The organism is Moraxella ovis (assembly GCF_900453105.1).
Lineage (GTDB): Bacteria > Pseudomonadota > Gammaproteobacteria > Pseudomonadales > Moraxellaceae > Moraxella > Moraxella ovis.
Window position 1 is genome coordinate 1,966,486 of sequence record NZ_UGPW01000001.1, and the last position, 26,545, is coordinate 1,993,030.

The following is a 26,545-nucleotide window of genomic DNA, read 5'->3' on the forward strand; positions in this document are numbered from 1 at the left end:
CTCTCTTGCAAACTTGCCGCAGGTCTAACAGGTTGTGTCGCCGCCAAAGCAAAAGACCAGTCTTGCGAGGCTGTTACGGTTGGTGCTGCCGTTGGTGAGGTAGTGGCTGAATTAGCTTCCACAACAAATTACTTTTATGCTGACGATGAGGAGAAAATACAGTTATATGCCCAGTTAGCGGGCAGTGTAGTTACGGCTTATACTGGTTATGATGTAGATATCGCCACTAAATCAGTCAAGGTTGCCGTTGAAAATAACAATCTAAGACTACTATCTTCAACAGGAAAAATTTTAGCCAAGGTTTATCGTGGCTATAAAAAACTCGGTAAAAAAGCAACAAGTAACGATATTGTTCGACTATTAAAAGAACAAGGTGCTGATGAGCTGATCGGTATTGCAGGTGATTTATATACCGTATTTGGAAAAGGGCATTCCTCTTCTGATAGATTGATTGCTGCAATTGATCTTGTGATTGGTGCAGATTTTAACAATAAGGGTAAAACAGAGATTGCTCGAAAATCGGCAGAAATTACTAGCAGTTTTCGCAAGCATGATAAATATGCATTAAGTCTAGCAACAATTAATAAAACTGACTTTACAAAGCTAAACTATAGACAAATCCAAGTTATTTTCGATAATATGTCTCCAAAGGAATTTGCTCAGTTGTGGTCTAATGCCCAGGCTCAATCAAAGATAGTCTCTGTTTTAAGAAAGCCAGGTGGATATCATGAATGGATGATGGTTGCAAAAGCTGATAAATTTCAGAGGTGGGACGTGAGAGCTGATGAAGTTTGGTCTTATCGTACCAAAATCAAGAATTTGACTTGGATTATTCCCAAAGATCTTCCTAGTGGTGGTCAAAAAGGTGCTCACGGTGGCAAAGGTTCGGGCGCTTTTCATTATGAGCTTGGTGTTCTTATTGACAATAGTCGCAATTTACAAGAATTTCGTGCTGGTCTAATAAAACTGGGTCAGCGTTGGAGCATTCCCAATATTCCATTACCAAAATAACCTTTAAGGAGTAATTTTATGCATCGTATTTATCTTGGGTATTTTACAGAAACTGATACAGATAAGCTACACGCTGCTTTTGATATTGATGGAGAATTTATGAGAGTTCTTGCTAAAGATTATTTAGAAGATGGATGTGTGGAAATGTACACGAAACAAGATAGTTCTTGGTTTTTTGATAGCTACATTGCTTTACAAAATAATTTTCCCTTTGATATAAGTATGGAAATTCTTGAAAAAATAGATATAGATCAAGTCTTTGGTGTATTTTGGGTTAATTATGAAAAAGATCTTGTCTGCAAAAAAGGGGGAATACTAACTGTTGTTGATGATTTTTATATTGAAAAATTTCCATGGGAAGGTTAATAGGATACTAAAAGCTTATAAATATAGCCTTGATTGCAATGAAAACCTTATATTTTTACAGTGTTTTATTAGGTTTCTTATTAAAAACATTTTTATAAAAGTCTTATTTTTGATAATTTAATTTATCTCAAATATAAACTAAAATAAATAAAAATGGCAATATCTCCAAACTAAGATTACTGCTTATTATGGTTAGATATAGAAACTGCCACATGGCGATACAGTGATTGTTCATAGTCTTGACCGTCTGGCAAGGGATTTTGATGATTTGCTTGCCATCATCAAAAAACTCAACCAAAAAGGTATTGAAAAAGCTAAGAAATAAGGAAGATACAAAGGGAGAAAGCCTGCATCGGATAAAAAGCAGCTTGAATAATTAAGTTTCATGCTTGATGAAAAGAACAGTTCGCTTGAGAACGACAGGCAAATGACCTTAGCCTCTGTGGCAAAATATTTTAGGGCATATTTACCAACAACAAATCGCTATGTGAAAAAGACTAAAACAAAATAAGAATTGCATTTATCATTGCTTGGTGGCTCATCATCTTATATGTAGTAATTCAGACTTCATCTGACAGTTGCCCACAAAAAGGGCATCGGCTGTCAGATTAAATGTGGTCCGTGGTAAAAACTTTGTTTGTTTTATAAAGATTCTCTTGTCTATTTAATTTTAATCAAGTAAAATCGTAACTCTTATAAAACACCCTTCATTCTTAATTCATTTATTGGTAGATGGACATCCAGTTAAATCAAGCCTTCACCAGGGGTCATCATGAATCGTAACCGCTTTCGTGTCATATTCAGCAAGACACTGGCTCGGTTGGTGGTTGTTTCTGAAAAGTCTAAATCTGATGGTAAATCTTCTGGTTTTGGTGGGTTTTTACCTTTAAGTTCCAATCAAGGCAAAGTGATGCGGTTAACCGCCCTACACACTGCCATCATAGCTTTCTTTCTCGGTGCCTCAAATGCAAGCCTTGCCAACATCAAAGCCGATCCAGCCGCCACCAATAACCAAAAACCCATCATTGCAGCTACTAAAAACAGTGCTGGTCAAACCATCCCTGTGGTACAAATTCAAACACCCAATCAGGGCATCTCACACAACAAATACAGCCAGTTTGATGTTCATGCTCAAGGTGCTATCTTAAATAATGCTCGTACAGGCAGCCAGACGCAGCTTGCAGGAGCAGTTGCTGGCAATCCATTTTTAAAACAAGGTGAAGCTCATACCATCATCAATGAAGTGCGTAGCAATAAAGCAAGTCAGCTGACAGGTACGCTTGAGGTGGCAGGTCAAAAGGCAAAAGTCATTATCGCTAATCCATCAGGCATTAATGTTGCAGGGGCAAATTTCATCAATGTCCATGAAGCTACCTTATCCACAGGACACATCGCCCATCAAGAGCAAGGGCGATTTAGCCACAATATCACTCAAGGCAGCATTACCATCAATGCGCCTAAAACAACTGCTAATTCAAATAATAATACAAGCAATAATCCAAACAACACCGACAAACAAATCATCGGACTTGGTGAGACGCATACCGCTGACTACGTTAATCTATATGCCAAAGCTGTCAGTATTAATGCTCAGATACAAGCAGAACACGCCATCACAGCAGTAGCAGGCAGCAATCAAATCAGTGATACAGGGCATATCACGCCAAATCCCAACCAAAACAGTCAAGCTACAACAACAAACACCAACAAAAACCCCACCACCGCCATTGATGTCAAGCTACTGGGTGGCATGAGTGCTGGTAGCATCACCCTGATTGGTACAGATAAGGGTATGGGTGTAAACACAGCAGGAGCGCTAACCGCCAAACGAAGCATTCACATCAGCAGTGATGGTAAAATCACCCACACAGGCAAGTCACAAGCACAAACAGGCGGTATTAATCTTGCCAGTAATACCACTATTGAGATTAAGCAGCATAACAGTCCAAATAATAATCAGGCAGCTGTTCAAAACCCAAACTTACAAGCCAATACCAACATTACACTGTCAGCACCAACCATTACTGCCAATCAAGCTGTCATCACCACCAAAACAGGTGATATTGGTGCCAATGCCAAACAAAACCTAACTTTCACAAACAGCACGCTAACTGCTGGTAAAAATATTGAAGTAATTGTTGCTAACGCTAACAGCAACCAAGCTAACAATCAAAAACAAAAATACACCGCCATACTCACCAATAACACGCTCACCACCAAAGGACACATCACCACCGCCAATCTACATGGTGATTTAACTCATGCCAATAATAAACTGGTTGCAACAGGTAACATCTCAAGCTTTGCTAATTTAAACCAAACCCTAACAAACACAACCATTACAAGCAAACAAAACAGCCAAGTTAGCTCCAATCAAAACCTAAACTTTACAAGCAGTCAAATCAACTCAGATAAACACACCACCATTCACACCAAAGCCAATCAAACCAGTACAAACAGTCAGTTTAGCGCCAAAGGCGTGGTCAGTGATGTGGTGGATGGAACATACACCATTAAGGGCAATGTCAGCCTTCAAGGCGGTGCAGTACTTATTGAATCTGATAGCTTGGCAATCAATAATCAAGATAAACTAAACATCAGCACAACCAACAGCGCATTATTATTAAGCCACAACCACACACGCCATCTAGCAGGTGATATCAGTGTACAAACCAACAAAGATTTTAATCTAACAAACAGCACCAAACTCACCCAAACAGGCAATCAAGGTGATATCAGCCTAATCAGCAAACAAGGCAAGCTGACGTTAACAAGCCAACTAAACGCACCCAAAGGCGACATTAGCCTACAAGGGCAAAGTGTTGCGCTAACTGCAGCCAACATCAGCGCCAAGCAAGGCATCAACGTTTATGCCACGGATGGCAGTGTACAGATTGATGGGGCAAGAAGGGATTTTGTGAAGGGAAAATCCACTCAAGCATTACCACAGCTTATTTCACAAAAACAACAATTAGAACAAAAGATTAATGCCATTAAAAGCAATCCAGAATATATCAAAGATAAGCAGCGGTTATATGCTGCAATGAATGATTGGTATTATACTCAAAAGCTTGATAAATTAAATCGTAAAATTCTGCTGGTATCCCAAAACACCTCAGGCTATGAACATATCCCATCATCGCTAACCACTCAAACAGGCGATATCTCCATCCATGCCAAAGATGCCATCATCGCAAGTGGTGCTAACATCAATGCTGCTGGCAATATTACGCTAAATGCTCAAGGATTTGCCCCAAACAGTGATGAGTTTAACAATCAAGCTGGTAAAAATTCTCAAAACCTAAATACCAGCATCATCTTAGATGGCTTACAAAACCACTATGAAATCGGCTCACAAGGTAATAGTTATCATCGCATCATTGCCTTTAATACGCCAACCACACTGACCGCTGGCAAAGACATTAACATCACTGCCACCACCAAACAGCCTAATACACATCTGGTATTGCAAGGCAGTCAGGTTGCTGCTGCTGGCAACCTAGCCATTGCTGCCAATCATCATTTGTTATTAGATGCTGCCATCGACCATGAATATGGCTATGATAAAACCACACGCAAACATGGTAAGCGGTATAAACGCAAATACACCACAACCACAACAATCAACGAGTGGGCAGATGCTGATGCGGTTAGCCTAACCGCCAATAACATACGCTTGCAAACCCATGCCAATAAAGCAAACAGTCATATCAACATCTATGCTGCTGATATGACAACCACAGGTGGTGATATTCGTCTCATCTCCACAGGTGATATCAACCTATACGCTCTGACCAATCAGCACAGCAATGAACAGCATAGTCATACCAAGAAAAAACTCTTAGGCATTCGCTATAACACCACAGACAATCATAACCAAAGACAGCAAATCACTGCCCTACCAGCCACACTGGTGGCAAACTACATCAATAGCCGCTCTGAGGGTGATACTACCCTTGAAGGCACACGCTTTGAGTATCTGTCAGGAGCCAGTTTCTACGCTGGTGATAAGATTAATCTATTAGCCGCCATCAGCACCCTACAAGAACAAGCACAAACTGATAGCAACTCTGTGATTTGGCAAAGCATACAAAATACGGGCAAGATAGAACAATCTGCCCTGCTGCCAAGCTTTACAGGTCCGACAAACCCCACCTTTGAAGCCAAAGGCGGTCTAAATGTCCAAATCCCCATATCTGAAAAGGATGCTCAAAAAAGACAGCTCAAAGATGAAATCATCACCCTTGCCAGTCAACCAGAGTATAGCTATCTAAACGATCTCATCAATCGTGATGACATCAACTGGCAACAAGTCATCTTAAGTAACGATGAATGGAACTACAAACAACAAGGCTTGACAGGTGCTGGTGCTGCCATTGTGGCGATTGCAGTGGCTTATGCGACAGGTGGTCTTGGGTCGGAACTTGCGGCATCTATTGTGAGTTCAGCAACTAATGCTGGCATCGCTGCTAGCACAGCAGGTACTTTGGGGGCGATGAGCTCTGCTGCATTTGGATCACTGGTCAGCACAGCCAGTATCAGTCTTATCAACAATCAAGGAGATATTAAGGCAACATTAAAGGAGCTTGGTAGTAAACAAAACATCAAGCAACTGACCTTTGCCATTGCCAGCGCTGGGATTGGTAGCAAAATCAACCAAACACTCTCAAAAAGTCTTGGTGTGGGTGATATAGCCAACTCCCACAATTTTAGCCATAAAATCAGCAAAGGTATCGCCAACGCCACTTCAACTGCGCTGCTTGAAAGTGCCATATATGGTACCAGTCTTGAAAAGTCATTAATTAAAAATCTACGTGGTGAAGTTGCCAATGCGGTCGCCAGTGAGATCTTTACCGATTATGTCAAACCACTGGACAAAGATACCCTAATAGATAACATTACCCATAAACTTGCCGCAGGCATGACAGGCTGCCTCTCTGCCAAAGCCAAAGACCAGTCTTGCGAGGCAGCTGCCGTTGGTGCTATCATAGGTGAGATGGTGGGTGATTGGATGAGCAATGCTCATGAAGTTACCCTACCTGATGGTGAAAAAGTCCTTATCCTAAGTGATGAAGATAAACAAAAAATCCTAAACACCGCAAAACTTGCCGCAGGCAGCTTCGCCCTACTCTATGACTTTGATGTGGATACCGCAGCGAATGAAGCTGGGGTGGCGGTGGAGAATAATGCTTTAGTAAAATTTGGTGACATACAAAACTTTCGTCTGCATTATAATAGATTTTGCTCCCCTGGACCTTCTGCAGCTTGTGATTCGATCATACATCAATGGAAATATATCAGCTATGATCATGCTGGCATGACTTCTCAAGAAATAGCCGAGTGGGAAAAAGGCGTTACACAAATTATTGAGCATTATAATCGTCAGTGCAAAAATGATGTATGTCGCAAGCATCTAAGAGCTCAAAAATATCGATATATGATTGAACATGCGGGCACTCCTAGGTATTTGTATCAATTGGAAAGCTCGCTTATTACTTATATTCATGGGCCAAGAGCTGCTATAGCTACTGCAGGTCATCAAATTGCAGGTTCTGTTGTAGAAGCTTATGATGCGGTTGCGAGGCGGTCGGTTAGGGGTGTCAATCGAAAGCAAGTAAATAATTCAGAGAAAAGTCAAAAGCCATTGGATGGTGCAACACGAACCTCCATCCGTCGATTTGAGCTCACTGGACAGAAACCCAATGCTGTATTATATAGACAAGATAATGACGGCACTATCACAAGCTATGCAGTATATGACAGTAAAGGTATGATTCTTAAGCGTGTTGATATGAAAGGCAAAGCTCATGGAGGCGTCCCCACTCCTCATGTGATAGAATACGGTAGGAACTATCTACCCAATGGCGAAGTCAAGGTGCATAACCCTAGAGGAAATCCAAGACCAGCTAGACCCGATGAAATTCAATATATTAAAGAGGATTAAATAATGTTTACCAATAATTGGAAGTTTAAAAAATGGCAGCAAGAAATGCAAGATTCTATATATAATTCAGATTCTAGTTTACGTACCTATATGAATCTTGAGATTTACCCTGAAGACATAGAGATATTTCTTAATGTATTAACACCAAAAATCTTTGAAATAGGCGATAGGGTGTTTTTTGATATAGACGGTGAACAAGAAGTGATTATTAGAGAGGGTTATGAAAAAAAAGACCCTATTGATAGATCTGACTCAGAAAGACAAAAAGACTGGAACTCTACAAACGTTGCAGAGATATTTTTTAATAATATGGATAACTCATCCGATGAAACCATAATGAATATTGCAAACCTAATTAAAAACAACTGGGAGTGCTATTTATCAAATAAATACCCCAATATGAAATTTAATGTGGAAATTTATGGGGAGTATTTTGAACCTTGGGTAACATTTTATCAACCATAAAATTACACTGGCGAGACAGCACAGTAGGTCGGGTTGAACGAATGTGAAACCCAACATTTCAGATACGACCCATTGAATCTGTTGGGTTTGCAAGCAGAGCCCAACCTACCGATCTGACCAATCAACTGGTGGATGCTGCAGCAGCTGGTATTTATACTCATGGTGTCAAACCACTGGACTTCAATGATACAGAGTTTATCACTAATGTCGCTCATAAACTTGCCGCAGGCTTAACAGGCTGTCTATCTGCCAAAGCCAAAGACCAGTCTTGCGAGGCAGCGGCTGTCGGTGCTATCATAGGTGAGATGGTGGGTGATTGGATGAGCAATGCTCATGAAGTTACCCTACCTGATGGTGAAAAAGTCCTTATCCTAAGTGATGAAGATAAACAAAAAATCCTAAACACCGCAAAACTTGCCGCAGGCTCTATTGCCCTACTGTATGACTTTGATGTGGATACCGCAGCGAATGAAGCTTTAGTGGCGGTGAGGTGGAATGCGACAGGGAAGCACCCGCAACAACACAGGAATACGAAAAGAGACATTTTTGGTGAGAATTCCGCTATAGCCAAGTTTGGAGATATGATAATTACAAATGTATCAGGCTCTATCTATGGTTATACAATGGTTATTAACGCCAAAAATGGCAAGGTATATGCTACTGACAAATTTGAAGTTTCAGCCTCATCATCTATACTTACTGGCGTAGCAACCTCAATTAATTTTGGCAATGTAATTGGGGGAAATTATTCAGCTGATGATTTAGATAAAATTATCGCTGGGTCATCTTTTAATATGCAAGCATGCTATACAGCTTGTGCTGGCATATCCAAAACTCAAACCAACACCATTGTTACTTATGGTGTAGGTACACCCCAAATTGGCATGTCAGGTGGATCTTTAAAATATACAGGCTTACAACTTTCTCAAGCTGATATAAATCAATTGTCCTTAAAGAGTAAATAATAATGAGATCCAACGGATATCTACATATTATAATTGCCACTGCTTTTATATTTTATATGGTAATTGAGATAAAGGATTTTTATGAGTCAAAACCTCACAATGATCGTGATAGAAAGCAGTTATTGACTACTAAATTTCCAGCATTAATGGATAGTCTTGTATATAACTTGCCAAAGCCAGATAGACAATGGCAACTAGATAGACACGGTGGGGCTGTTACATTTAATTATTATTATTATCATCCAAATGAGTATATTATAAAAACAATACATGAAAATATAAAAAAGAATGAGTGGAAATTGAACAAACATGGCGTAAATGAAACTTTGTATTGTAAGGAAGGTATAGTGTTAATTGTAGGTAATGGCATAACACCTGAGAATACTCCTTATGTATATCTGACCTTGTCGTGGCAATCAAGAAACTCAGAATGCAAAAGTGGGCATTGAAGCACGGTAGGTTGGTTTAAACGCTAATCAATTTCCAGCAAATTTAAGGGCACACCCTTGATAATATTGGGTTTTCTCAAGACTAATCCAGCCTACAAGCCAACTTTGTAGCACTAATAGGCTGCCTATTTAGTAAAGCCAAAAACAAGTCTTGTGAAGAAGAGCAATGATTGGTGAGATGATGGTGGGTGATTGGATGAGCAATGCTCATGAAGTCACCCTACCTGATGGTGAGAAAGTCCTTATCCTAAGTGATGATGATAAACAAAAAATCCTAAACACCGCAAAACTTGCCGCAGGCTCTGTGGCTCTACTCTATGACTTTGATGTGGATGTGGCAGCACAGAGTGCTAAACATGCTGTGGTGAATAATACACTATATCAAGAACATCTTAATATATATTTAAAATTAATTGAAAAAAATAGAAGAACAAAAAAATTTGATGAATATACTTTCATCAAAGAAGTAATTATGCCAGCAATGGCAGAAAACAGTGAACAAACATACAAAGAGTTTGATGCTTGTATCAGTAGCCCTCAAGCATCTTCTTGCCTACCTCGTATACAAAATAGACTAAAACAAACAGATTATACAGCCCTCTTGAGGGAGGTTAGCATCATTCCAGAATCGTATAATCAAGTATTGGCTTATGCCCAAAGAAATCATGATTTGGCATATTGTAATGAAAGTTCTGGAAATGGTTGTTTAAATCTTGCACAGTTTAAGAGAAACGTTGAAAGTGGAGTATTTTTTCCTGCAATTTCAGCAAGAGGGGTTAGAACACCGACACCTAAACCTGAAACAGCTAGCAAAACCAGTCGGAATACAGCTACCTGCACCACTGGCACAGTCTGCTTTACTGCAGGTACCTTGATTGAAACTGATAAAGGTCTGAAAGCCATTGAAACCTTCACAGGTGGTGAGCTGATTTGGACAAGAAATGACATTACCCTAGAATATGGCTATCGTCCTGTCATTGCCACCAAAGCAACGCCTAACCAACCCATTTTCCAAGTAACGGTCAAAAACCATCAAGGAGACATAGAAACCCTAGAAACCACAGCCGAACACCCATTTTGGATTAAAGACACAGGCTGGCTAAAAGCCTCCTTGCTAGAACAAGGGATGATACTGCTTGATAGAAATAATCAAGAAGTTGAAGTTATAAGCCAGTTTGTACTACCCAACCACACCGACACCGTCTATAATATTGAAGTAGATGACTTCCACACCTATCATGTGGGTAGATTGGGTGTGTGGGTGCATAATGCGGATTGTTGTGGGGTTGATGTTAAAACGTCTCCTTTGCCAGTTGCTGAAGCTAAAAAGTCGGAAAAAATTGGTGAAACTTATAAGTCAAACCCAAAACATACATTAGGTCAAACAGGAAATCGTCCGAATGCTGGTATTGAGCCGAGAAACTCTTTTGAATTATTTGAAGAAAGTAAAATAATTGGAAAACAAAGATTTTCTGTTGATGAAAATGGCGATATACACCGTTTTATGAATTCTAACTCTCCTGATGGTTGGCACTGGGCTGGTTCAACAGCTGATAAATCAGCTCCATTACAACTCACAAATGAACAAAAGGCTACTTTGAAAAGGTTATTTCCAGAGCATAAAAGTAATAAAAGGTTAAAATAATATGACAACGTATGAATTGTTTGATCCTTTGAAAAAAATTGGCATAAAATGGTGCCTAAATAAAAATTTAGGTTCTGACTTTGGCAGTGCTTCATTTTATTTTGATGGAGTATGGTACCCAAAGGAGCCATTGGACAATTATAATTTACACACTATTTTTTCAAATTTAAAAAATAGTATAACAGAACCCTATTATAGTGGCGGTACAACAGGGCAGGAGTTTGGTGAAAAAGAATTTGATATAGAATTATTAAATAATCTTGAGTTACCAAATTTAATTTCCATAGAGACAACAGAATTAACTGGAATAGCATCAGATGATTACTCCTATGGGTGCCTGGTTATTTATATTGGATTTAGCGGAAAAACTGAAAGGATATTTTATTCATTTGACTTAGGTTCTACATATAAAGAATTAAGATTAGCAAGGGGATCTTTTGAGAGTTTAATACATCAACTTCCTGTTCTGAAATAATGTTAATTGAACTAAATAGAAAAATTATCTAGAACTTTTCATTTATTTATTGGCTTTGCGCCATTCGGACGGTTTGACCACATCACCAGCACCCCACAAGCCCAGTTTTTTATGTTGTGCATGGTAGTGAGCATAGCGGTACTTTTGGCGATCAATGGGAATTTGCTCATTGGCAAAGTCTTCATACCACCATGCAGCACCAGCGGCGACTTGGTTGTAATTGCAGTCACGCCCATCGACCACCAATTTACCCAGCAAACGACCGTATCCGTCCTTTTTCTTGTAGGTGACTTTGATATCTTTACCTTGCAAGCAATGCTTGAGCTGCGCTGCGCTTTCACGCCCATACTGCTGCTTGCTTTCAGGTGCATCAATACCCACCAAACGCACACGCACATTATCGCCTTTCATGCGAAAGCTTAGTGTATCGCCATCCGATATTTTCACATCGAGCGGATTTTTGATGATGATTGTATTGTCGGCATAAGCTTGTATTGACAAACCTAATGCCACTAAACATAGTAAGTATCGCATTTATCGCCCCTTATCTTGGCTGGTATTGACTAATTCTTTAATGGTTTTTTTGACTGCGCCTTCAGGCAGTTTTTTGGCGTACTGCTCATACGCCTTCATCGTTTCTTTGTTCATCTTCTCAAGCTTGGCTTTGGATTGTATGCTTGGCGGTTTAGATTTGTAAGGCTTGCCATCACGATTGGATTTGTGTATTTTCCACTGTTTTTTGTTGCCTTTTGACTTAAAGCGGCTAACATTGCGGCTAGCAGTGGCTTCAATGCCTTTTCCGCTACTTGGCAAGAAAACTGGCAATACAGATACACAAACAGCCAACGCCATCATTGACAAGCTTGTCTTTGATGAGGCTGCTTTTGATAGCGATACCAAGCTTGACGAGCATAAAGCCAAGCTCAAAAGCACCTATGCAGCCGCTTTGGGTGGCGACACTGATAAATTGACCGAGTTTAAACGGTTATTGTCACAAATACCACCTGTCCAAAACATCGATATTGCTATTAGTATTGAGGGCTTGCACGATGTCTATGAGCGTGGTGAATTTGAAGATGATGCTTATGCATTGCATAAAAATTATCAGCCAAGCACCATCACGGCCAAAGATGGTATTGTCATCCAAGCCATTAGCAACCCCCAAACAGGAAACCCTTCATCACAGCCAGCATCAGACAGCAACATCTTACTGATAGGCGGCACTTATCAAGCAGGCGATGCTGGCATTACCATCCAAAGTGTTGGCAGTACCATTCTGCAAGCTGGTCAAGACAGTATCTATGATAGAGAAACCAACACTTTCAAGAAAAAAAGCTGGGGTGGTGTCAAAAAGAAAGTGACTGTCACAACTACCACAGAGCAAATCGCCGATAGCGAGGCAGTCAAGCTAAACGCCAATGCCATCTCAGTGCAGGCGAATGATAATCTATATGCCTATGCTACTGAATTTAATGCACCAGCAGGTCAAATTCAGCTTAAGGCTGGCGAAGCTTTGGGTCTTTATGCTGTACAGGAAGTGGATGTCAAAGAAGTGGAGTCTAAAACGACTTCTAGCTTTGCTGGCATCAAATATAGAAAAGTCAATACCAAAGACAGCAAGCAAATCATCAGCGAGCTGCCAACCAGCCTGATTGCTAACTATAGTCAAAGTGAGTCAGGAGGCAATACCCAGCTACAAGGCACTCGCTTTGCCAATCTACAAGGGGCGAGCGTCACGGCGGGTGTGGGTGATAAAGCAGTGGCTGATGCTAGGATCATCCTAGACACCATCAGCACAACCGTCAGCGTCAGTCAATCTCGCCAATTTGAAAATCTAGTCTGGCAGTCCATTTTAGAGTCGGGTTATATCAATGAAGATGCCAAGCTGCCCTCATTCATTGGCGTTACCCCCACTCTCAATGCCACAGGTGGTCTGGCTGTACAAGTACCCATCAACAAAGACGACCCAGATGACAAAGACCATCTGGTCAATGTCCTGACACGACTAAGCCACAACCCAGGCTTTGACTACCTAAGTGACATCATCCAGCGTGATGATGTGGACTTCACCGCCATCAGACTTGCCCAAGAAGAATGGGACTACAAACAAGAAGGACTCTCCCCAGCAGGAGCAGCACTACTGGCGATTGCTTTATCGATGGTAACGGCTGGTGGCGGTGTGTCTGTGCTAAGCTCGATGGGCGTATCTGTCACAGCAGGTTCTGCGACAGCAGCAATGGCAAATGCTGCCTTCACCTCCTTAGTCACCCAAGCAGGTACTACCCTAGTCAATAACAAAGGCGATGTCAATAAAACACTCAAAGACCTAGGTAAATCACAAACTGCCAAAAATATGGCAAGAGCCGTGCTGACAGCTGGGGCAACTGCCAGTCTGGATAAATTCTTAGCTCAGACTCTGCAAGTAGATATCTCGACCACTGCCACCATCGGTGATAAATTCACTCGTGCCTTTGTACAAGGTGCAGGTCACGCTCTGACAGATAGCTTAATCTATGGCGAAAGCCTAGAAGAGTCCCTAAAAAGACATCTGACCAATCAACTGGTGGATGCCGCAGCAGCTGGTATTTATACTCATGGTGTCAAACCACTAGACATCAATAATACAGAGCTTATCAGTAATGTCGCTCATAAACTTGCCGCTGGCATGACAGGCTGTCTATCTGCCAAAGCGGCAGGAAATCGTTGTGAAGCAGGCAGCATCGGTGCTGTCGTTGGTGAGATGTGGGGTGATTATCAAGTAGATGACCCAAACACCCTAACCCAAGCACAAAAAGACAAACTCATAAGCCAAGCCAAACTGATTGCAGGCATCACTGCTGCTTATGCTGGTGAAGATGTCAATGTGGCTGCTGGTGTGGTAGCGGAGGCGGTTCAAAATAATGCTTTTGCAGAGATGTATCCCAATGAATGGGATGAAATCGTAAATAATACTGACGGCTCTTACAGTCTTGAGTTGTATGAAGCCATCAGTCGTAACAAGCAGTACATCTTAATCGGTACTAGCTTTATTCCCATTGTCGGTGACATACAAGGCTTTGCAGAGGCTCAAACTGCTGGTGATTATGTTTTTGCAACCATAGGTCTTATACCTGGTTTGGGGGATGTAGCTCAAAAAGCTCATAAAGCAAAAAAAGCTTATGATACTGCCAAATCCGCCAATGATGTGAAGGGCATGAAAAGTGCCATTCAAGAGGGTGTGGATGTTTTAAAGGCAGAAGGAAGAGCGACAAAAATTAATGGTGCTCAGGTTATTAAAAAAGTGGAGCGTGGAGAGATAACTCCTGCTGGCACATTACCATCACCAAAAAAAGCAAGTGAGCGACGAAGTAGTCCAGGAAAAGCATTTTCATCAACGAGTTTGCAAGAATTAAAAATCGGAGAGAGTTTGTTTAAAGGTGGCAACTCCGCTCCCGTGCCAAAACAAGTAGCTGATAAATTATCAGGGAGAAGTTTTAGCAATTTTGATGAATTTAGAAGTGCTTTTTGGAAAGAAATGGCTAATGACCCTGCAGTTGCTCAAAATTTTAACCCACAAAATCTAGCCCTTATGAGACAAGGTAATGCTCCAATTGCTCCAAAATCTCAGTATAATGGCAATAACAAAAGATATGAGTTAGATCATAACATAGAAATCAGAGATGGTGATACAATTTACAATCTTGATAATATTATTATCAGAACTCCCAAAGATCATGCTGATAAAACAAGTAAGAGAGGTAAAAAATGAGTAATCTAAATGCAGAAAAAATCATCAAAGCAAAGTCTTTAATACAAGAATTGTTAAATGCTGAAAGTTCAGAAGACAGAGAGAATGATATTATGCTTGAATTGGATGACATATTGCCAGACCCAAAATGGGGTGACTATATCTTCTGGACTAACGACTATTGCACAAAAGAAAATGGACTAGATTATGAAAAATTTTTCCAAAAAATAGAAGAATACGAACTTTCTGATGAGTATAAGCGAAATAAATATATTATCTCGTTGGTCAATGATTTATTAAATAAAAATTTTAACAACAAATTGGAAATGGATATTGTTAATGAGCTTCGCAAGTTAATCCCAAATGAAGATTGGATTGATTGCCTATTTGTCAGCAAATCTTGTTTTTTGGAAAATGGACAGCTTGATGAAAAAGAATTTTTGAAATCCATGGGATTGATTGAGTTTGATGAATCTAACTTAGTATTCCATTTTGAGCACAATTAAGTTTGATATACTCGTAGGCTGTAGATTTTTAATAAATACAGATGATTAGTGTTAGTTGCAGAGCAAACAGGTCTGACCCAAACTCAATTTAATGACTTGATTAATTCTCGTCCTGATTATTTTAGACTTGAAAACGCATCGGATAATATGGGTCATCGCAATGAGAAACCTGGCAATGGTGATTTACAAGACATCATCAATGATATCAATGAATTTAAACGCAAAAGAGGTATTAGATGATGAGTTATGATATGAGCGGTGTGGAGATTTTAGATGCATTATGTTTAGGCAATATTACTCTTGCTGAAAATTTATTAAAACAACACCCCCAACACAACTTATCCACTGTCAATAGAGATAAAAAAAATTGGCTTCACAAAGTCACGGATTCTATGAATCCTGATGAGCCACCACCTGTCACCATCAGCTATCTTATCAACCAAGGTATTCCTATCAACGCCCAAGATGTTTATGGTATGACCCCATTACACTATGCCATGCGGTCAAAGAATGCTGATGCTGCTATCGCCTTACTGGAGGCAGGGGCTGACTCCAATATTCCTAATAAAGATGGATTGAGACCTTTATCCATGGTTGGCTATACCAAAGATAGGTTGGATGTACTTGAACTGATGCTCAAAAAAGGTGGCAATGTTCATAGCATGATGGGCGATGGCTCTAATAGAACCATTTTGGAAAGTTGGTTGCCAACAGAAAATGAAGAGCAATGGGTGTTTGATATCTATAATTTAATGAAAAAATATGCTCAAAATTTTTAGCATCTGATAACAACAACACCCTAAACACCGCTCGCCTTACCGCAGGTGCCATCTCCCTACTCTATGACTTTGATGTGGATACCGCAGCGAATGAAGCTTTAGTGGCGGTGGAGAATAATGCTTTAGTAAAATTTGGTGACATACAAAACTTTCGTCTGCATTATAATAGATTTTGCTCCCCTGGACCTTCTGCAGCTTGTGATTCGATCATACATCAATGGAAATATATCAGCTATGATCATGCTGGCATGACTTCTCAAGAAATAGCCGAGTGGAAAAAAGGCGTTACACACATTATTGAGCATTATAGTCGTCAGTGTACAGATAATGCCTGTCGTAATCATTTAAGAGCTCAAAAATATCGATATATGATTGAACATGCAGGCACTCCTAGGTATTTATATCAGTTGGAAAGCTCGCTTATTACTTATATTCATGGGCCAAGAGCTGCTATAGCTACTGCAGGCCATCAAATTGCAGGTTCTGTTGTAGAAGCTTATGATGCGGTTGCGAGGCGGTCGGTTAGGGGTGGTAATCGAAAGCAAGTAAATAATTCAGAGAAAAGTCAAAAAAATAGTAAGGTTACTGTAGTCAGCACTCCCACCGTCCGCAATTACCAAGGAGTATCACAAGACACTAAAGATAAAATAAATGACATCATTTATTTTGGTAAGGACACATCAAGCGGCAAAAGTCTTACCAATATTGATTTGCCGTCAGGCAGAGATCCTGTCGCTGATTTTAAGAAAATTTCGAAGAATTTGCAAGTTGCATCCCGAACAGCAAAAGATGGCTCCGAAATTCAAACTGTTATTTTGCCAGACGGTTCAAAGGTACAACTTCGCACTGTATCCAAAAGCAATCCGGAAGGAACAACGATTGATTTTACCCCGCCTGGCAAAAAATCACCCGCATTAAAAATTCGCTATCCAACAAGGTAAATTATCATGACAAACCAAGAAATCCACCTGCCATTTTTTAATCTAAATTTGAATGAAATCAAGCCGCTGTTTAATCCAACAGAACAATCAGTCAAGCTGCTGTATGATTTTTTAAAAACTTATAATCGAGATATTCGTGATGAATTATTTGTTAGGGCTGGTTATAGCAAGCTAGAATTTCCTTATGCTGTTGATTTTACCGATGATGATTTGGAGTTTGAAACCAATTATTGTGAAGTGGTAATTCCAATGTTGCTACAAAGCTATTGTTCAATAGACGATACGCTTATCTTCTTTTCCGATTCTGAAAAAAAAGGCACAGCCATTATTGAAACACTTGAATGGTACACTCCACCGATGATTGCCGAAACTCCTTGTAACGCTGAATATTATTACATGTTGCTTGGTGATTTTATGGGTGCTCTTGCTACTGATAATCATACCGAGTTTTGCGTGATGACGAGTTCACAAAACTTATTTTTATTCGCTGCTAATCCAGAGTATATCGTTGCTTATGTAAGGCGGTCTTTGTAGGTTTTTAAGCATAGCCCGTATAGACCGGGTTGAGGTAGTCATGTAGGGTGGGCTTAGTCCACCTACGCTACCTACCGCAGGAGCGTTTATACACATGGTGTCAAACCCCTAGATAGATATCGCCACCACCAGCAAGCTTATCAGCAATCTCTCTTACAAACTTGCCGCAGGCCTAACAGGCTGCCTCTCTGCCAAAGCCAAAGACCAGTCTTGCGAGGCAGCGGCTGTCGGTGCTATCATCGGTGAGATGGTGGGTGATTGGTTAGTAACAGGAGAGTTAAGACAGCGATTTGAATCTGGTGAGATAAAACCAGGCTCAGATGACTACAATAAAGTATTAAACACCGCTCGCCTTACCGCAGGCTCTATTGCCCTACTGTATGACTTTGATGTGGATACCGCAGCGAATGAAGCTGGGGAGGCGGTGGAGAATAATGCGTTAAAGCAGTCGGATGTTAATGAATTAATAAGGTTGATCAACGCCACCAAAAGAAGAGGATTGTCCGATGCTGAACTTGATGAAAAAATGCGCTACTTTGGTAGTTTGGCAGCCAAATGGGCAAATGATAACTATCAAGAAATATTACACTGTCAAAACAACCCAACAACAGGTTGTTTAAATAAAATTAAGCATGACTACAGCAATGTAAAATTTAACGAATTAAAAGATGTATTTCATGAATACCCTGAAATACAAAGAAGTCTAACAATCTATCAAAGTCGCAATAATCATGTAGTAAACTGCAATTCGTCATACCCTGCAGACTGTATTATCATACAAGGTGGTATAGAAGTTGTTCATTCGGGTATTGCTTCGGCGACTGGTCGCGTTAATAGAGCTAGCTTTTCAAGTTCTCGACAAACACCCCAAAACAATACCAATCGAATAATCGACCAAAATCAAATTCTTGGTAATATAATATCCGATGCCAAAAAAGGGAGGGTCACAAAAGGTAGGACTGACCAATACGAAAAAGATGGTGGTCTTTTACAAGCAAATAGAGAATTTGATTTATTGGAACTGAGCAATGTTAGACCAATAAATAATCTTGGCAGGATTGGTCAGATGAAAGATGGAACCAAAGTGATTGTAAGAAATAGAAGTTCTGATGGTAGACCTACATTAGAGATTCAATCTCAGCCAAGAAAAATTGAAATTAGATACAATACTGATTAGGATTAAAAATGAATACATGGCAAGATATTACCCCTTTGATAAATATTAAATTTGGAAATCTTGAAACTATACAAGTCATAGATGATGTTTTGTATATAAAAATTGATTCTAATTCACAGAAAATGATAATTTCTTTTAGGAGTTTTTTAAGTTATCAATTGACTTTTGAAAGCTATGCTTTAAAAATATTGAGTGAGCATAATTTGGATGGTAAATCTTGGGTGTTTAAATCAGAAAAAGGTGATTTTTATGATTGGTTTAATAATCAAAATTATGGTATCTATGGTGAAAATATAAGCACCTATCGATTAATATTTTTTCATCACATTGTTGAGGTTTTAAGCGATTCATTTCCTGAAATTCAAGAAAGCTCGTAGGCTGAGTTAGCGATAGCGTAACCCAGCATTTATGGTACAACCCATTGATTTTATTGGGTTTCGAAAGCTCAACCCAACCTACGGGCTGACAAATTGGCTGCCAGATTAGGGGGAGTGCCTAGAGTTAGATATAAGAACAGAGATAGAGAATTTGATACTATTAGTCTTAGATATATCGCTCAAGCAAAACCAGGTAATTATAAATTCAATAAGTCCGGTAGAGATCAGGCAAAAGCAACCTTTGAGGCAGCAAGAGATAACGGAAAAATTGTTTACTATCATTTTAATGGATCAGCACATCCAGATACTATCAGAAAATTAAATGAGTATTCAAAATATTATGGTGTTAAAGTGGTAATAGACACCAATCCATTTTAAGGAGTTTCTATGATTGAGATTCATGGTTGGGTTGTGATTAGAGACTGCTACTCCGAGAAGGATGAGGGCGTCTTTGATATGAACACCATTATAAAAAACATACAAAATGCATTAAGCAATATGTTAAATGTTGTTGACATTGATTTTTCTTTAAGGGCAAAAAAATGGAAGTTATCAAATTTCCATTTTTGGCAATTCCAATCATTTAGACTCATCTTATGAATATTTATTTTCATTCTTAAAATGGATTTCTAATCACGCTATAGGCTCTTATGGATTGATTTATATTCTAAATGATGAAGATGAGAAAAACCCAGACAATTTTGTTGTTTGCTCTTTAAAAAAGGGTCATATTTACCTGCATAAAGATAAATTTCTTTCTCCTATAAATCCCGAAATAGAAGAATAAACAACAAAATCTTAAACACCGCAAAACTCACCGCAGGCTCTATTGCCCTGCTCTATGACTTTGATGTGGATGTCGCAGCGAATGAAGCTGGAGTGGCGGTGGAGAATAATGCCATCCATAAAATTAATGAAAAAGGGCATTGGATAGTTTGTTATGAAGTATTTGGGTTGACTTGCGAATTAAGAGATGGGGAGCGTTATGCTACAGATAAAGAAATTGCAGAGCATGCGTTGAATTTTGTGAATAATTTAACGCCAGCTGGTCGAAAGTCTGGCAAAATTCAACCCACTTCTAGTTCAAGCTCTACATCAAAGCCTGCCAATACTGCAACAAGTGAAAATATTGTTAGAATATCCAATATTCCAGATTTTAAATTTGAAAACAAACAACTTGGAAAAAAACTTGGTAAACATGTCAGTGATTTTGGTGGAGATCCATCAAAATCTGAAGATAGAGCTATGGTTGTTCGGATAATTAATGATATAGCTCTAAAACCAGAGATGGTTGTCTTGGGTGATTTTGCAGGTCAGGGTTCTAATGGGTCGAGGGGCAATGTTTATTTTAGAATCAAGGGCAATGATGTTGTAGTTACAAAAACAGATGGTACTTTTGTTACTATTTTAAAAAATGGCATCAATAATACATCCGTAAAAAAAGCTTTGGGTAAGTAATTATGGTAGATGTGAAACAAATTATTGGAAAAACATTGAAAAATGTAATGGCAAGTATTTACTTTGTGGATAGTTATCAACAAGAAATTTTTATGGAGGACATTGTGGATATTTGCCTCATAATTGATGATGCTGCCATAACAGTGTCCTGCAATGAAGATGGCGAGTCTTTGGATATAACAGCAGGCAATTGTTTGCAGAAAGTTGATATGGGTGATTACGGTGTGATAAAAATAAAAGATATGTTTGATTTTTTAAACTTAAAAGACTCAACATGTATTTATGACGCACGCATGATTATTGATGAAAATCTTATCAAGATAGGACTTGAGTTAAGCCTTGATACATGTAAAATAATCATTAAAAATGAAGGAGATCAGATGGTCATACGCAAGTATGATGTATGATAGTTCGTAGGCTTAGGTTAGCGATAGCATAACCCAGAATTATGTCATAACTCATTGATTTTGTTATATTTTGTGTCTCAACACAACCTACGGCTTCATCGCAAGCTCTATTGTCCTACTCTAACTTTGATGTGGATACCACAGCGAATGAAGCTGGGGCGGCGGTGGAGAATAATAGCTTAAGAGCTGTTGTTCAGACTGTAAAAATGGCAGGAAAGCTCGTCAAAGTTGCTGTAAAGAATAGCAAGGTTACAATTAAAGACCTTAAAGATGTGTTAAGAAAAGAAGGTTTTGATCTTGTTGATGATTTAATTACTTTAGCAGATGGTCAATTAACATTTGATGATGCAAAAGCCATTATTGATTTGGTTGTGGGTACGAATTTAAACAATCGTCAAGAAAAAATTGATATGATTGTTAAAAAAGAGGTTTAAATACAAATCCTTACTCGTTTAGTGATTTGGAAAAAATTGCTTCTAAATTTGGATATGAAAGTAAAACAATTGGTGGAGTTAAGTTATTTTATAACAAAAAAGGAAACCCTAAATACCTTATACGTTCAAATACAAGCCATAGTGGGGATGTTTTTAAGGGAGTAAACGATGAAAGATCAGCAATAAATATAGCATCTAGAGGCAGTAGTAAGACTGGTGAAAGATTGGGTAGTTATAATATTCATTTAGAAAGAGTAGGAGATTAGCAGTGTTTAATTTTTATAACATATCTAGATTTAAACCTGATTATAACTTCTCAGGCAAGGTTTGGAATGACATTTCTGATGTTATAAAATGCAAAAATGACGATATACTAAGTCACTATTTGTGGTTAGAAAAGCAACATGTAAAATTTATTAATATGTTTATAAATTATTTCTCAGTAGATAGATTAGGATATGCAATATTTCTTGAAGACTTGAAAAAAATCTCTAGTGACTATTTTTTCGATATGGAAGAACCTATAGAAAGAATCAATAATTTAAGTCGTTATAATTTAAAAATATTAAATACAAATGATTTGAATTTTTTATTAAAGTCTTGGGTTCGTGGTTTATGTTATTTGCATTTTTTTGATACCTTGACAGGTAGTTTTATAAGGAAGACGGATGATTTTAATTTTCTATTAATGTTACATAAAAATTATAATATTGACGAAATTTTTAAACCTACAAAAGGAGTATTTGTTTCCGTCGATATGGATATAATTAGTTATGACGCTGTTTTAATGCCAAAAAATTATGGTGAATTTTTGTTAAAAATTTAGGGGCTGTCCTAGATAATGACTAAAAACTCCATTTAGGTTAAAATAACCCAGTGAGAAAAAGTCGTCTAAGTCAGTACAAACAAAACAAACTCATTGAGCTGTTTGTTGCAGGTGTTACTGCAAGAACGGCAGCTCAATTAGCCAATGTAAATAAAACAACAGCTGCTTACTATTTTCACCGATTACGCCTACTCATCTATCAACACAGTCAGCACCTAGAAATGCTAGATGGCGAAGTTGAAGCTGATGAGAGCTATTTTGGCGGAACACGCAAAGGTAAGTGTGGTCGTGGTGCAAGCGGTAAGACTGCGGTATTTGGCTTATTAAAGCGAAATGGCAAGGTTTATACCGTTGCCGTACCTAATACAAAGTCAGCCACTTTATTGCCCATTATACGAGAAAAAGTAAAGCCTGACAGCATTGTTTACACAGATTTCTACGAAAGCTATGATGTGCTTGATGTTAGTGAATTTAATCACTTTGGAATCAATCACAGTACGCACTTTGCAGAAAAACAAAATCACATTAACGGAATAGAGAATTTTTTGAATCAGGCAAAACGCCATTTACGCAAATTTAACGGTGTTCCCAAAGAACACTTTGAGCTTTATCTTAAAGAATGCGAATGGCATTTTAATAACAGTGACCTTAAATCTCAAATTTCCATTTTAAAACAATTAGTTAAGGGCAGTTTGGGTTAGTTATCTAGGACAGCCCCAAAATTAATGAACCCTATACTCAAAAGCTTGATAAATTAAATCGTAAAATTCTGCTGGTATCCCAAAACACCTCAGGCTATGAACATATCCCATCATCGCTAACCACTCAAACAGGCGATATCTCCATCCATGCCAAAGATGCCATCATCGCAAGTGGTGCTAACATCAATGCTGCTGGCAATATTACGCTAAATGCTCAAGGATTTGCCCCAAACAGTGATGAGTTTAACAATCAAGCTGGTAAAAATTCTCAAAACCTAAATACCAGCATCATCTTAGATGGCTTACAAAACCACTATGAAATCGGCTCACAAGGTAATAGTTATCATCGCATCATTGCCTTTAATACGCCAACCACACTGACCGCTGGCAAAGACATTAACATCACTGCCACCACCAAACAGCCTAATACACATCTGGTATTGCAAGGCAGTCAGGTTGCTGCTGCTGGCAACCTAGCCATTGCTGCCAATCATCATTTGTTATTAGATGCTGCCATCGACCATGAATATGGCTATGATAAAACCACACGCAAACATGGTAAGCGGTATAAACGCAAATACACCACAACCACAACAATCAACGAGTGGGCAGATGCTGATGCGGTTAGCCTAACCGCCAATAACATACGCTTGCAAACCCATGCCAATAAAGCAAACAGTCATATCAACATCTATGCTGCTGATATGACAACCACAGGTGGTGATATTCGTCTCATCTCCACAGGTGATATCAACCTATACGCTCTGACCAATCAGCACAGCAATGAACAGCATAGTCATACCAAGAAAAAACTCTTAGGCATTCGCTATAACACCACAGACAATCATAACCAAAGACAGCAAATCACTGCCCTACCAGCCACACTGGTGGCAAACTACATCAATAGCCGCTCTGAGGGTGATACTACCCTTGAAGGCACACGCTTTGAGTATCTGTCAGGAGCCAGTTTCTACGCTGGTGATAAGATTAATCTATTAGCCGCCATCAGCACCCTACAAGAACAAGCACAAACTGATAGCAACTCTGTGATTTGGCAAAGCATACAAAATACGGGCAAGATAGAACAATCTGCCCTGCTGCCAAGCTTTACAGGTCCGACAAACCCCACCTTTGAAGCCAAAGGCGGTCTAAATGTCCAAATCCCCATATCTGAAAAGGATGCTCAAAAAAGACAGCTCAAAGATGAAATCATCACCCTTGCCAGTCAACCAGAGTATAGCTATCTAAACGATCTCATCAATCGTGATGACATCAACTGGCAACAAGTCATCTTAAGTAACGATGAATGGAACTACAAACAACAAGGCTTGACAGGTGCTGGTGCTGCCATTGTGGCGATTGCAGTGGCTTATGCGACAGGTGGTCTTGGGTCGGAACTTGCGGCATCTATTGTGAGTGCGACAAACAGTGCAGCATTAGGAGCAGCAGGAAAAGCAGCTTTAATCAGCATCAGTCAAAAAGCCAGCATCAGTCTCATTAACAATCAGGGAAATCTAAAAGCCGTATTTAAAGAGCTTGGAGATGATAGTACAGTCAAAGGCGTTGTTACTGGTGCAGTTACAGCAGGCTTACTAGAAAAAATAGGCGGCACGGACTGGGCAAAAGATTTAGGTAAAAACACCCAAAATGGATTTGATGACAAACTATTTAAAAGCATCATTGACAGCACAGCTTCTGCTTTGGTTCAAACAGGCATTCAAGGTGGGAGTCTTAGTAAGAACTTAGAAAATTCCTTAAAGGTAGGTCTAGTCACAGCCTTACAATCAGAAGCTGCCAATCGCATCAAAGGGCTTGAAGATACCAACTGGTTGCTACACAAAATCGCCCATGCCGCTACTGGCTGTGCTGCTGGTGCATTACAAAAACAATGTGAGGCTGGAGCAATCGGAGCTGCCGTTGGTGAGGTGGTGGCTGGACAGCTATCTAGGCCATATTACCAAAATATTGATGGTAATACCATTCTAATTTTAACAGACGAACAAAGAAACTCAATTATTAAGCAAAGCCAGCTTGCCGCATCTGTAATCGCTGCTTATTCAGGGTATGATGCACAAATTGCTGCAAATACTGCAGAAACCTCTGTAGAAAACAATGCGTTCTGGGCGGCGATTCCAGCGGTTATTTACGTAGTTGATAAGGTCTATACCGCTTATCAAGTCTATCAAGACATTAAAGCCTTAACTGATGGCAAAACCAGTGTTGATAAGCTAGCAAAAGAAAAGGGCGAATCGTACATTACGCAAGCCATTGCTGGCAATATTGGAAAGTATGGCTACAAGATTATTAAATCAGGTGGCAAGAGGGTTGTACAGGCTGTGCAATCCAAGACCGTCAACCACGCATGTACCGTCTATTGCTTCACCGCAGGCACACTGATCCATACCACTGATGGTCTAAAACCCATTGAAACCATCACTCATGGTGATTTAATTTGGTCAAGACAAGAGTTTGGCGATGAGTATGACTACCGTCCTGTCATTGCCACCAAAGTCACGCCCAATCAAGAAATCTATGAAGTTGTTGTCAGACACAGCAATCACACCACAGAAACCTTTAAAACCACTAAAGAACACCCATTTTGGGTAGAAGGTATTGGTTGGCTTAAAGCTTCTTTACTAGAACAAGGCATGACCCTACTTGACAAACATGGTCTGCCTAATGTTACAATCATCAGTCAAACAAAGCTAGACCACACCGACACCGTCTACAACTTTGAAGTACAAGACTTCCATACCTACCATATTGGTGAATATGGGGTGTGGGTGCATAATGCGGATTGTTGTGAAGTTAATCAAGTTGTTGATAAAACAAAAACTTTATCACCTGCAAGTACGACCCCATCAGGTAGAATTAGTGGAAAACTCATGGATACTCATGGTGGTTTAGTAGAAAAAAGGAAACTTTCCCCACAACAACAAAAAATGGTTGATGAAATCATGAAAGGTGATAAAGGTGGCGAAAAAACAGAGAAACTGACTAGTTCAATTCTAAAAGATAGTGGTTATAAAGAGTTAGCAGGTGCAAAATATCATGGTGGTAGTAATAAAGGTTTTGACCATGTCATTCAAAATACAGATGGTACAGTTATCATCATAGATTCCAAACAACTTGCTAATAGCGGAGCAACTAAATTAGGAACTAGCAACGCAGGTGTTCAATTAAGTGAAAATGCTATTAGAGCTACCCTGCCAAATTTACCTATAAATTCAGCAGCTAGAAAAGCTATCGAAAAAGCCCTTGATAGTGGTAAATTAAAAACAGCTGTTATTGGTGTGGATAAAAAAACTGGTAATGTTTTATTTACACCTTTTACAGTTAAGCCTAAAAAGTAATTTGG

General features: G+C 39.3%; 28 protein-coding genes and 1 pseudogene. 27 read left to right on the forward strand and 2 right to left on the reverse strand.

Features of this window, described 5'->3' with window-relative positions; translation table 11 throughout:
- The first annotated feature begins 102 nt into the window (after positions 1–102).
- From DYD54_RS09425 to DYD54_RS09465, 9 genes are all read left to right on the forward strand, one after another.
- On the forward strand, positions 103–1,011 hold the full coding sequence (locus DYD54_RS09425) for a VENN motif pre-toxin domain-containing protein (protein ID WP_063514674.1): 909 nt from the start codon (positions 103–105) through the stop codon (positions 1,009–1,011).
- 18 nt (positions 1,012–1,029) lie between these two features.
- On the forward strand, positions 1,030–1,377 hold the full coding sequence (locus tag DYD54_RS09430; protein ID WP_063514675.1) for a hypothetical protein: 348 nt from the start codon (positions 1,030–1,032) through the stop codon (positions 1,375–1,377).
- Between the two features lie 223 nt (positions 1,378–1,600).
- On the forward strand, positions 1,601–1,702 hold the full coding sequence (locus DYD54_RS09435) for a recombinase family protein (RefSeq protein ID WP_440589626.1): 102 nt from the start codon (positions 1,601–1,603) through the stop codon (positions 1,700–1,702).
- A 447-nt stretch (positions 1,703–2,149) separates the two neighbouring features.
- Positions 2,150–7,321, forward strand: a complete 5,172-nt coding sequence (locus DYD54_RS09440; protein ID WP_063514676.1) for a two-partner secretion domain-containing protein — start codon at positions 2,150–2,152, stop codon at positions 7,319–7,321.
- A gap of 3 nt (positions 7,322–7,324) precedes the next feature.
- Positions 7,325–7,786, forward strand: a complete 462-nt coding sequence (locus DYD54_RS09445) for a hypothetical protein (RefSeq protein WP_063514677.1) — start codon at positions 7,325–7,327, stop codon at positions 7,784–7,786.
- 128 nt (positions 7,787–7,914) lie between these two features.
- Complete coding sequence (locus tag DYD54_RS09450; RefSeq protein WP_063514678.1) at positions 7,915–8,751, forward strand: VENN motif pre-toxin domain-containing protein; 837 nt, start codon at positions 7,915–7,917, stop codon at positions 8,749–8,751.
- Positions 8,752–8,753: 2 nt separating this feature from the next.
- The gene (locus DYD54_RS09455) at positions 8,754–9,200 is read left to right on the forward strand and encodes a hypothetical protein (protein WP_046699401.1); all 447 of its coding nucleotides are present in this window, start codon (positions 8,754–8,756) and stop codon (positions 9,198–9,200) included.
- A 166-nt stretch (positions 9,201–9,366) separates the two neighbouring features.
- Complete coding sequence (locus DYD54_RS11510) at positions 9,367–10,845, forward strand: polymorphic toxin-type HINT domain-containing protein (protein WP_084260692.1); 1,479 nt, start codon at positions 9,367–9,369, stop codon at positions 10,843–10,845.
- Between the two features lies 1 nt (position 10,846).
- Positions 10,847–11,320 carry a hypothetical protein gene (locus DYD54_RS09465; protein ID WP_046701465.1) on the forward strand — a complete coding sequence of 158 codons (474 nt, stop codon included), beginning with the start codon at positions 10,847–10,849 and terminating at the stop codon, positions 11,318–11,320.
- 42 nt (positions 11,321–11,362) lie between these two features.
- Here DYD54_RS09465 and DYD54_RS09470 read toward each other — a convergent pair whose 3' ends face one another.
- Together DYD54_RS09470 and DYD54_RS09475 are read right to left on the reverse strand one after the other, a co-directional pair.
- Positions 11,363–11,854, reverse strand: coding sequence for a thermonuclease family protein (locus DYD54_RS09470; protein WP_046701466.1), 492 nt, complete (start codon positions 11,852–11,854; stop codon positions 11,363–11,365).
- Positions 11,855–12,133 (reverse strand): hypothetical protein, encoded by a 279-nt coding sequence (locus DYD54_RS09475; RefSeq protein ID WP_046701467.1) that lies wholly within the window; start codon positions 12,131–12,133, stop codon positions 11,855–11,857.
- Here DYD54_RS09475 and DYD54_RS09480 point away from each other — a divergent pair.
- From DYD54_RS09480 to DYD54_RS11605, 18 genes and pseudogenes are all read left to right on the forward strand, one after another.
- Positions 12,111–15,068: a pyocin-S2/colicin E7-DNase domain-containing protein gene (locus DYD54_RS09480; protein ID WP_063514679.1), complete on the forward strand. Its 2,958-nt coding sequence runs from the start codon at positions 12,111–12,113 to the stop codon at positions 15,066–15,068. The two genes, DYD54_RS09475 and DYD54_RS09480, sit on opposite strands and share 23 nt — an antisense overlap.
- Positions 15,065–15,553 carry a hypothetical protein gene (locus DYD54_RS09485; protein ID WP_063514680.1) on the forward strand — a complete coding sequence of 163 codons (489 nt, stop codon included), beginning with the start codon at positions 15,065–15,067 and terminating at the stop codon, positions 15,551–15,553. The genes DYD54_RS09480 and DYD54_RS09485 overlap by 4 nt, the downstream gene beginning before the upstream one ends.
- Positions 15,554–15,601: 48 nt before the next feature.
- The gene (locus tag DYD54_RS09490) at positions 15,602–15,793 is read left to right on the forward strand and encodes a GH-E family nuclease (RefSeq protein WP_063514681.1); all 192 of its coding nucleotides are present in this window, start codon (positions 15,602–15,604) and stop codon (positions 15,791–15,793) included.
- Positions 15,793–16,332, forward strand: coding sequence for an ankyrin repeat domain-containing protein (locus DYD54_RS09495; protein ID WP_063515042.1), 540 nt, complete (start codon positions 15,793–15,795; stop codon positions 16,330–16,332). The genes DYD54_RS09490 and DYD54_RS09495 overlap by 1 nt, the downstream gene beginning before the upstream one ends.
- Before the next feature lie 74 nt (positions 16,333–16,406).
- The gene (locus DYD54_RS11835) at positions 16,407–17,273 is read left to right on the forward strand and encodes a hemolysin (protein ID WP_115265757.1); all 867 of its coding nucleotides are present in this window, start codon (positions 16,407–16,409) and stop codon (positions 17,271–17,273) included.
- A gap of 6 nt (positions 17,274–17,279) precedes the next feature.
- Positions 17,280–17,807: a hypothetical protein gene (locus DYD54_RS09505; RefSeq protein WP_063514682.1), complete on the forward strand. Its 528-nt coding sequence runs from the start codon at positions 17,280–17,282 to the stop codon at positions 17,805–17,807.
- Between the two features lie 250 nt (positions 17,808–18,057).
- Complete coding sequence (locus tag DYD54_RS11840) at positions 18,058–18,984, forward strand: VENN motif pre-toxin domain-containing protein (protein ID WP_256594044.1); 927 nt, start codon at positions 18,058–18,060, stop codon at positions 18,982–18,984.
- A gap of 8 nt (positions 18,985–18,992) precedes the next feature.
- Positions 18,993–19,361, forward strand: coding sequence for a hypothetical protein (locus DYD54_RS11305; RefSeq protein WP_063514684.1), 369 nt, complete (start codon positions 18,993–18,995; stop codon positions 19,359–19,361).
- Positions 19,362–19,445: 84 nt separating this feature from the next.
- Positions 19,446–19,739 (forward strand): annotated as a pseudogene (locus DYD54_RS09515) (restriction endonuclease fold toxin); the annotation flags it as partial.
- A 9-nt stretch (positions 19,740–19,748) separates the two neighbouring features.
- A complete protein-coding gene (locus DYD54_RS09520) occupies positions 19,749–19,961 on the forward strand; it encodes a hypothetical protein (RefSeq protein WP_063514686.1) in 213 nt (70 codons plus the stop codon).
- Complete coding sequence (locus DYD54_RS11950) at positions 19,924–20,148, forward strand: Imm7 family immunity protein (RefSeq protein WP_370446615.1); 225 nt, start codon at positions 19,924–19,926, stop codon at positions 20,146–20,148. The genes DYD54_RS09520 and DYD54_RS11950 overlap by 38 nt, the downstream gene beginning before the upstream one ends.
- Before the next feature lie 65 nt (positions 20,149–20,213).
- The gene (locus DYD54_RS09530) at positions 20,214–20,819 is read left to right on the forward strand and encodes a hypothetical protein (RefSeq protein ID WP_063514687.1); all 606 of its coding nucleotides are present in this window, start codon (positions 20,214–20,216) and stop codon (positions 20,817–20,819) included.
- A 2-nt stretch (positions 20,820–20,821) separates the two neighbouring features.
- The gene (locus DYD54_RS09535; protein WP_046700391.1) at positions 20,822–21,226 is read left to right on the forward strand and encodes a hypothetical protein; all 405 of its coding nucleotides are present in this window, start codon (positions 20,822–20,824) and stop codon (positions 21,224–21,226) included.
- 131 nt (positions 21,227–21,357) lie between these two features.
- Positions 21,358–21,660: a hypothetical protein gene (locus DYD54_RS11845; protein WP_228703553.1), complete on the forward strand. Its 303-nt coding sequence runs from the start codon at positions 21,358–21,360 to the stop codon at positions 21,658–21,660.
- Between the two features lie 26 nt (positions 21,661–21,686).
- Complete coding sequence (locus tag DYD54_RS11850) at positions 21,687–21,926, forward strand: toxin C-terminal domain-containing protein (protein ID WP_227512559.1); 240 nt, start codon at positions 21,687–21,689, stop codon at positions 21,924–21,926.
- A gap of 2 nt (positions 21,927–21,928) precedes the next feature.
- Complete coding sequence (locus DYD54_RS09545) at positions 21,929–22,486, forward strand: hypothetical protein (protein WP_046698694.1); 558 nt, start codon at positions 21,929–21,931, stop codon at positions 22,484–22,486.
- Positions 22,487–22,536: 50 nt separating this feature from the next.
- Complete coding sequence (locus DYD54_RS09550; protein ID WP_063513404.1) at positions 22,537–23,187, forward strand: IS1595-like element ISMov1 family transposase; 651 nt, start codon at positions 22,537–22,539, stop codon at positions 23,185–23,187.
- A gap of 440 nt (positions 23,188–23,627) precedes the next feature.
- On the forward strand, positions 23,628–26,540 hold the full coding sequence (locus DYD54_RS11605; protein ID WP_063514688.1) for a DUF637 domain-containing protein: 2,913 nt from the start codon (positions 23,628–23,630) through the stop codon (positions 26,538–26,540).
- Positions 26,541–26,545: the final 5 nt, after the last annotated feature.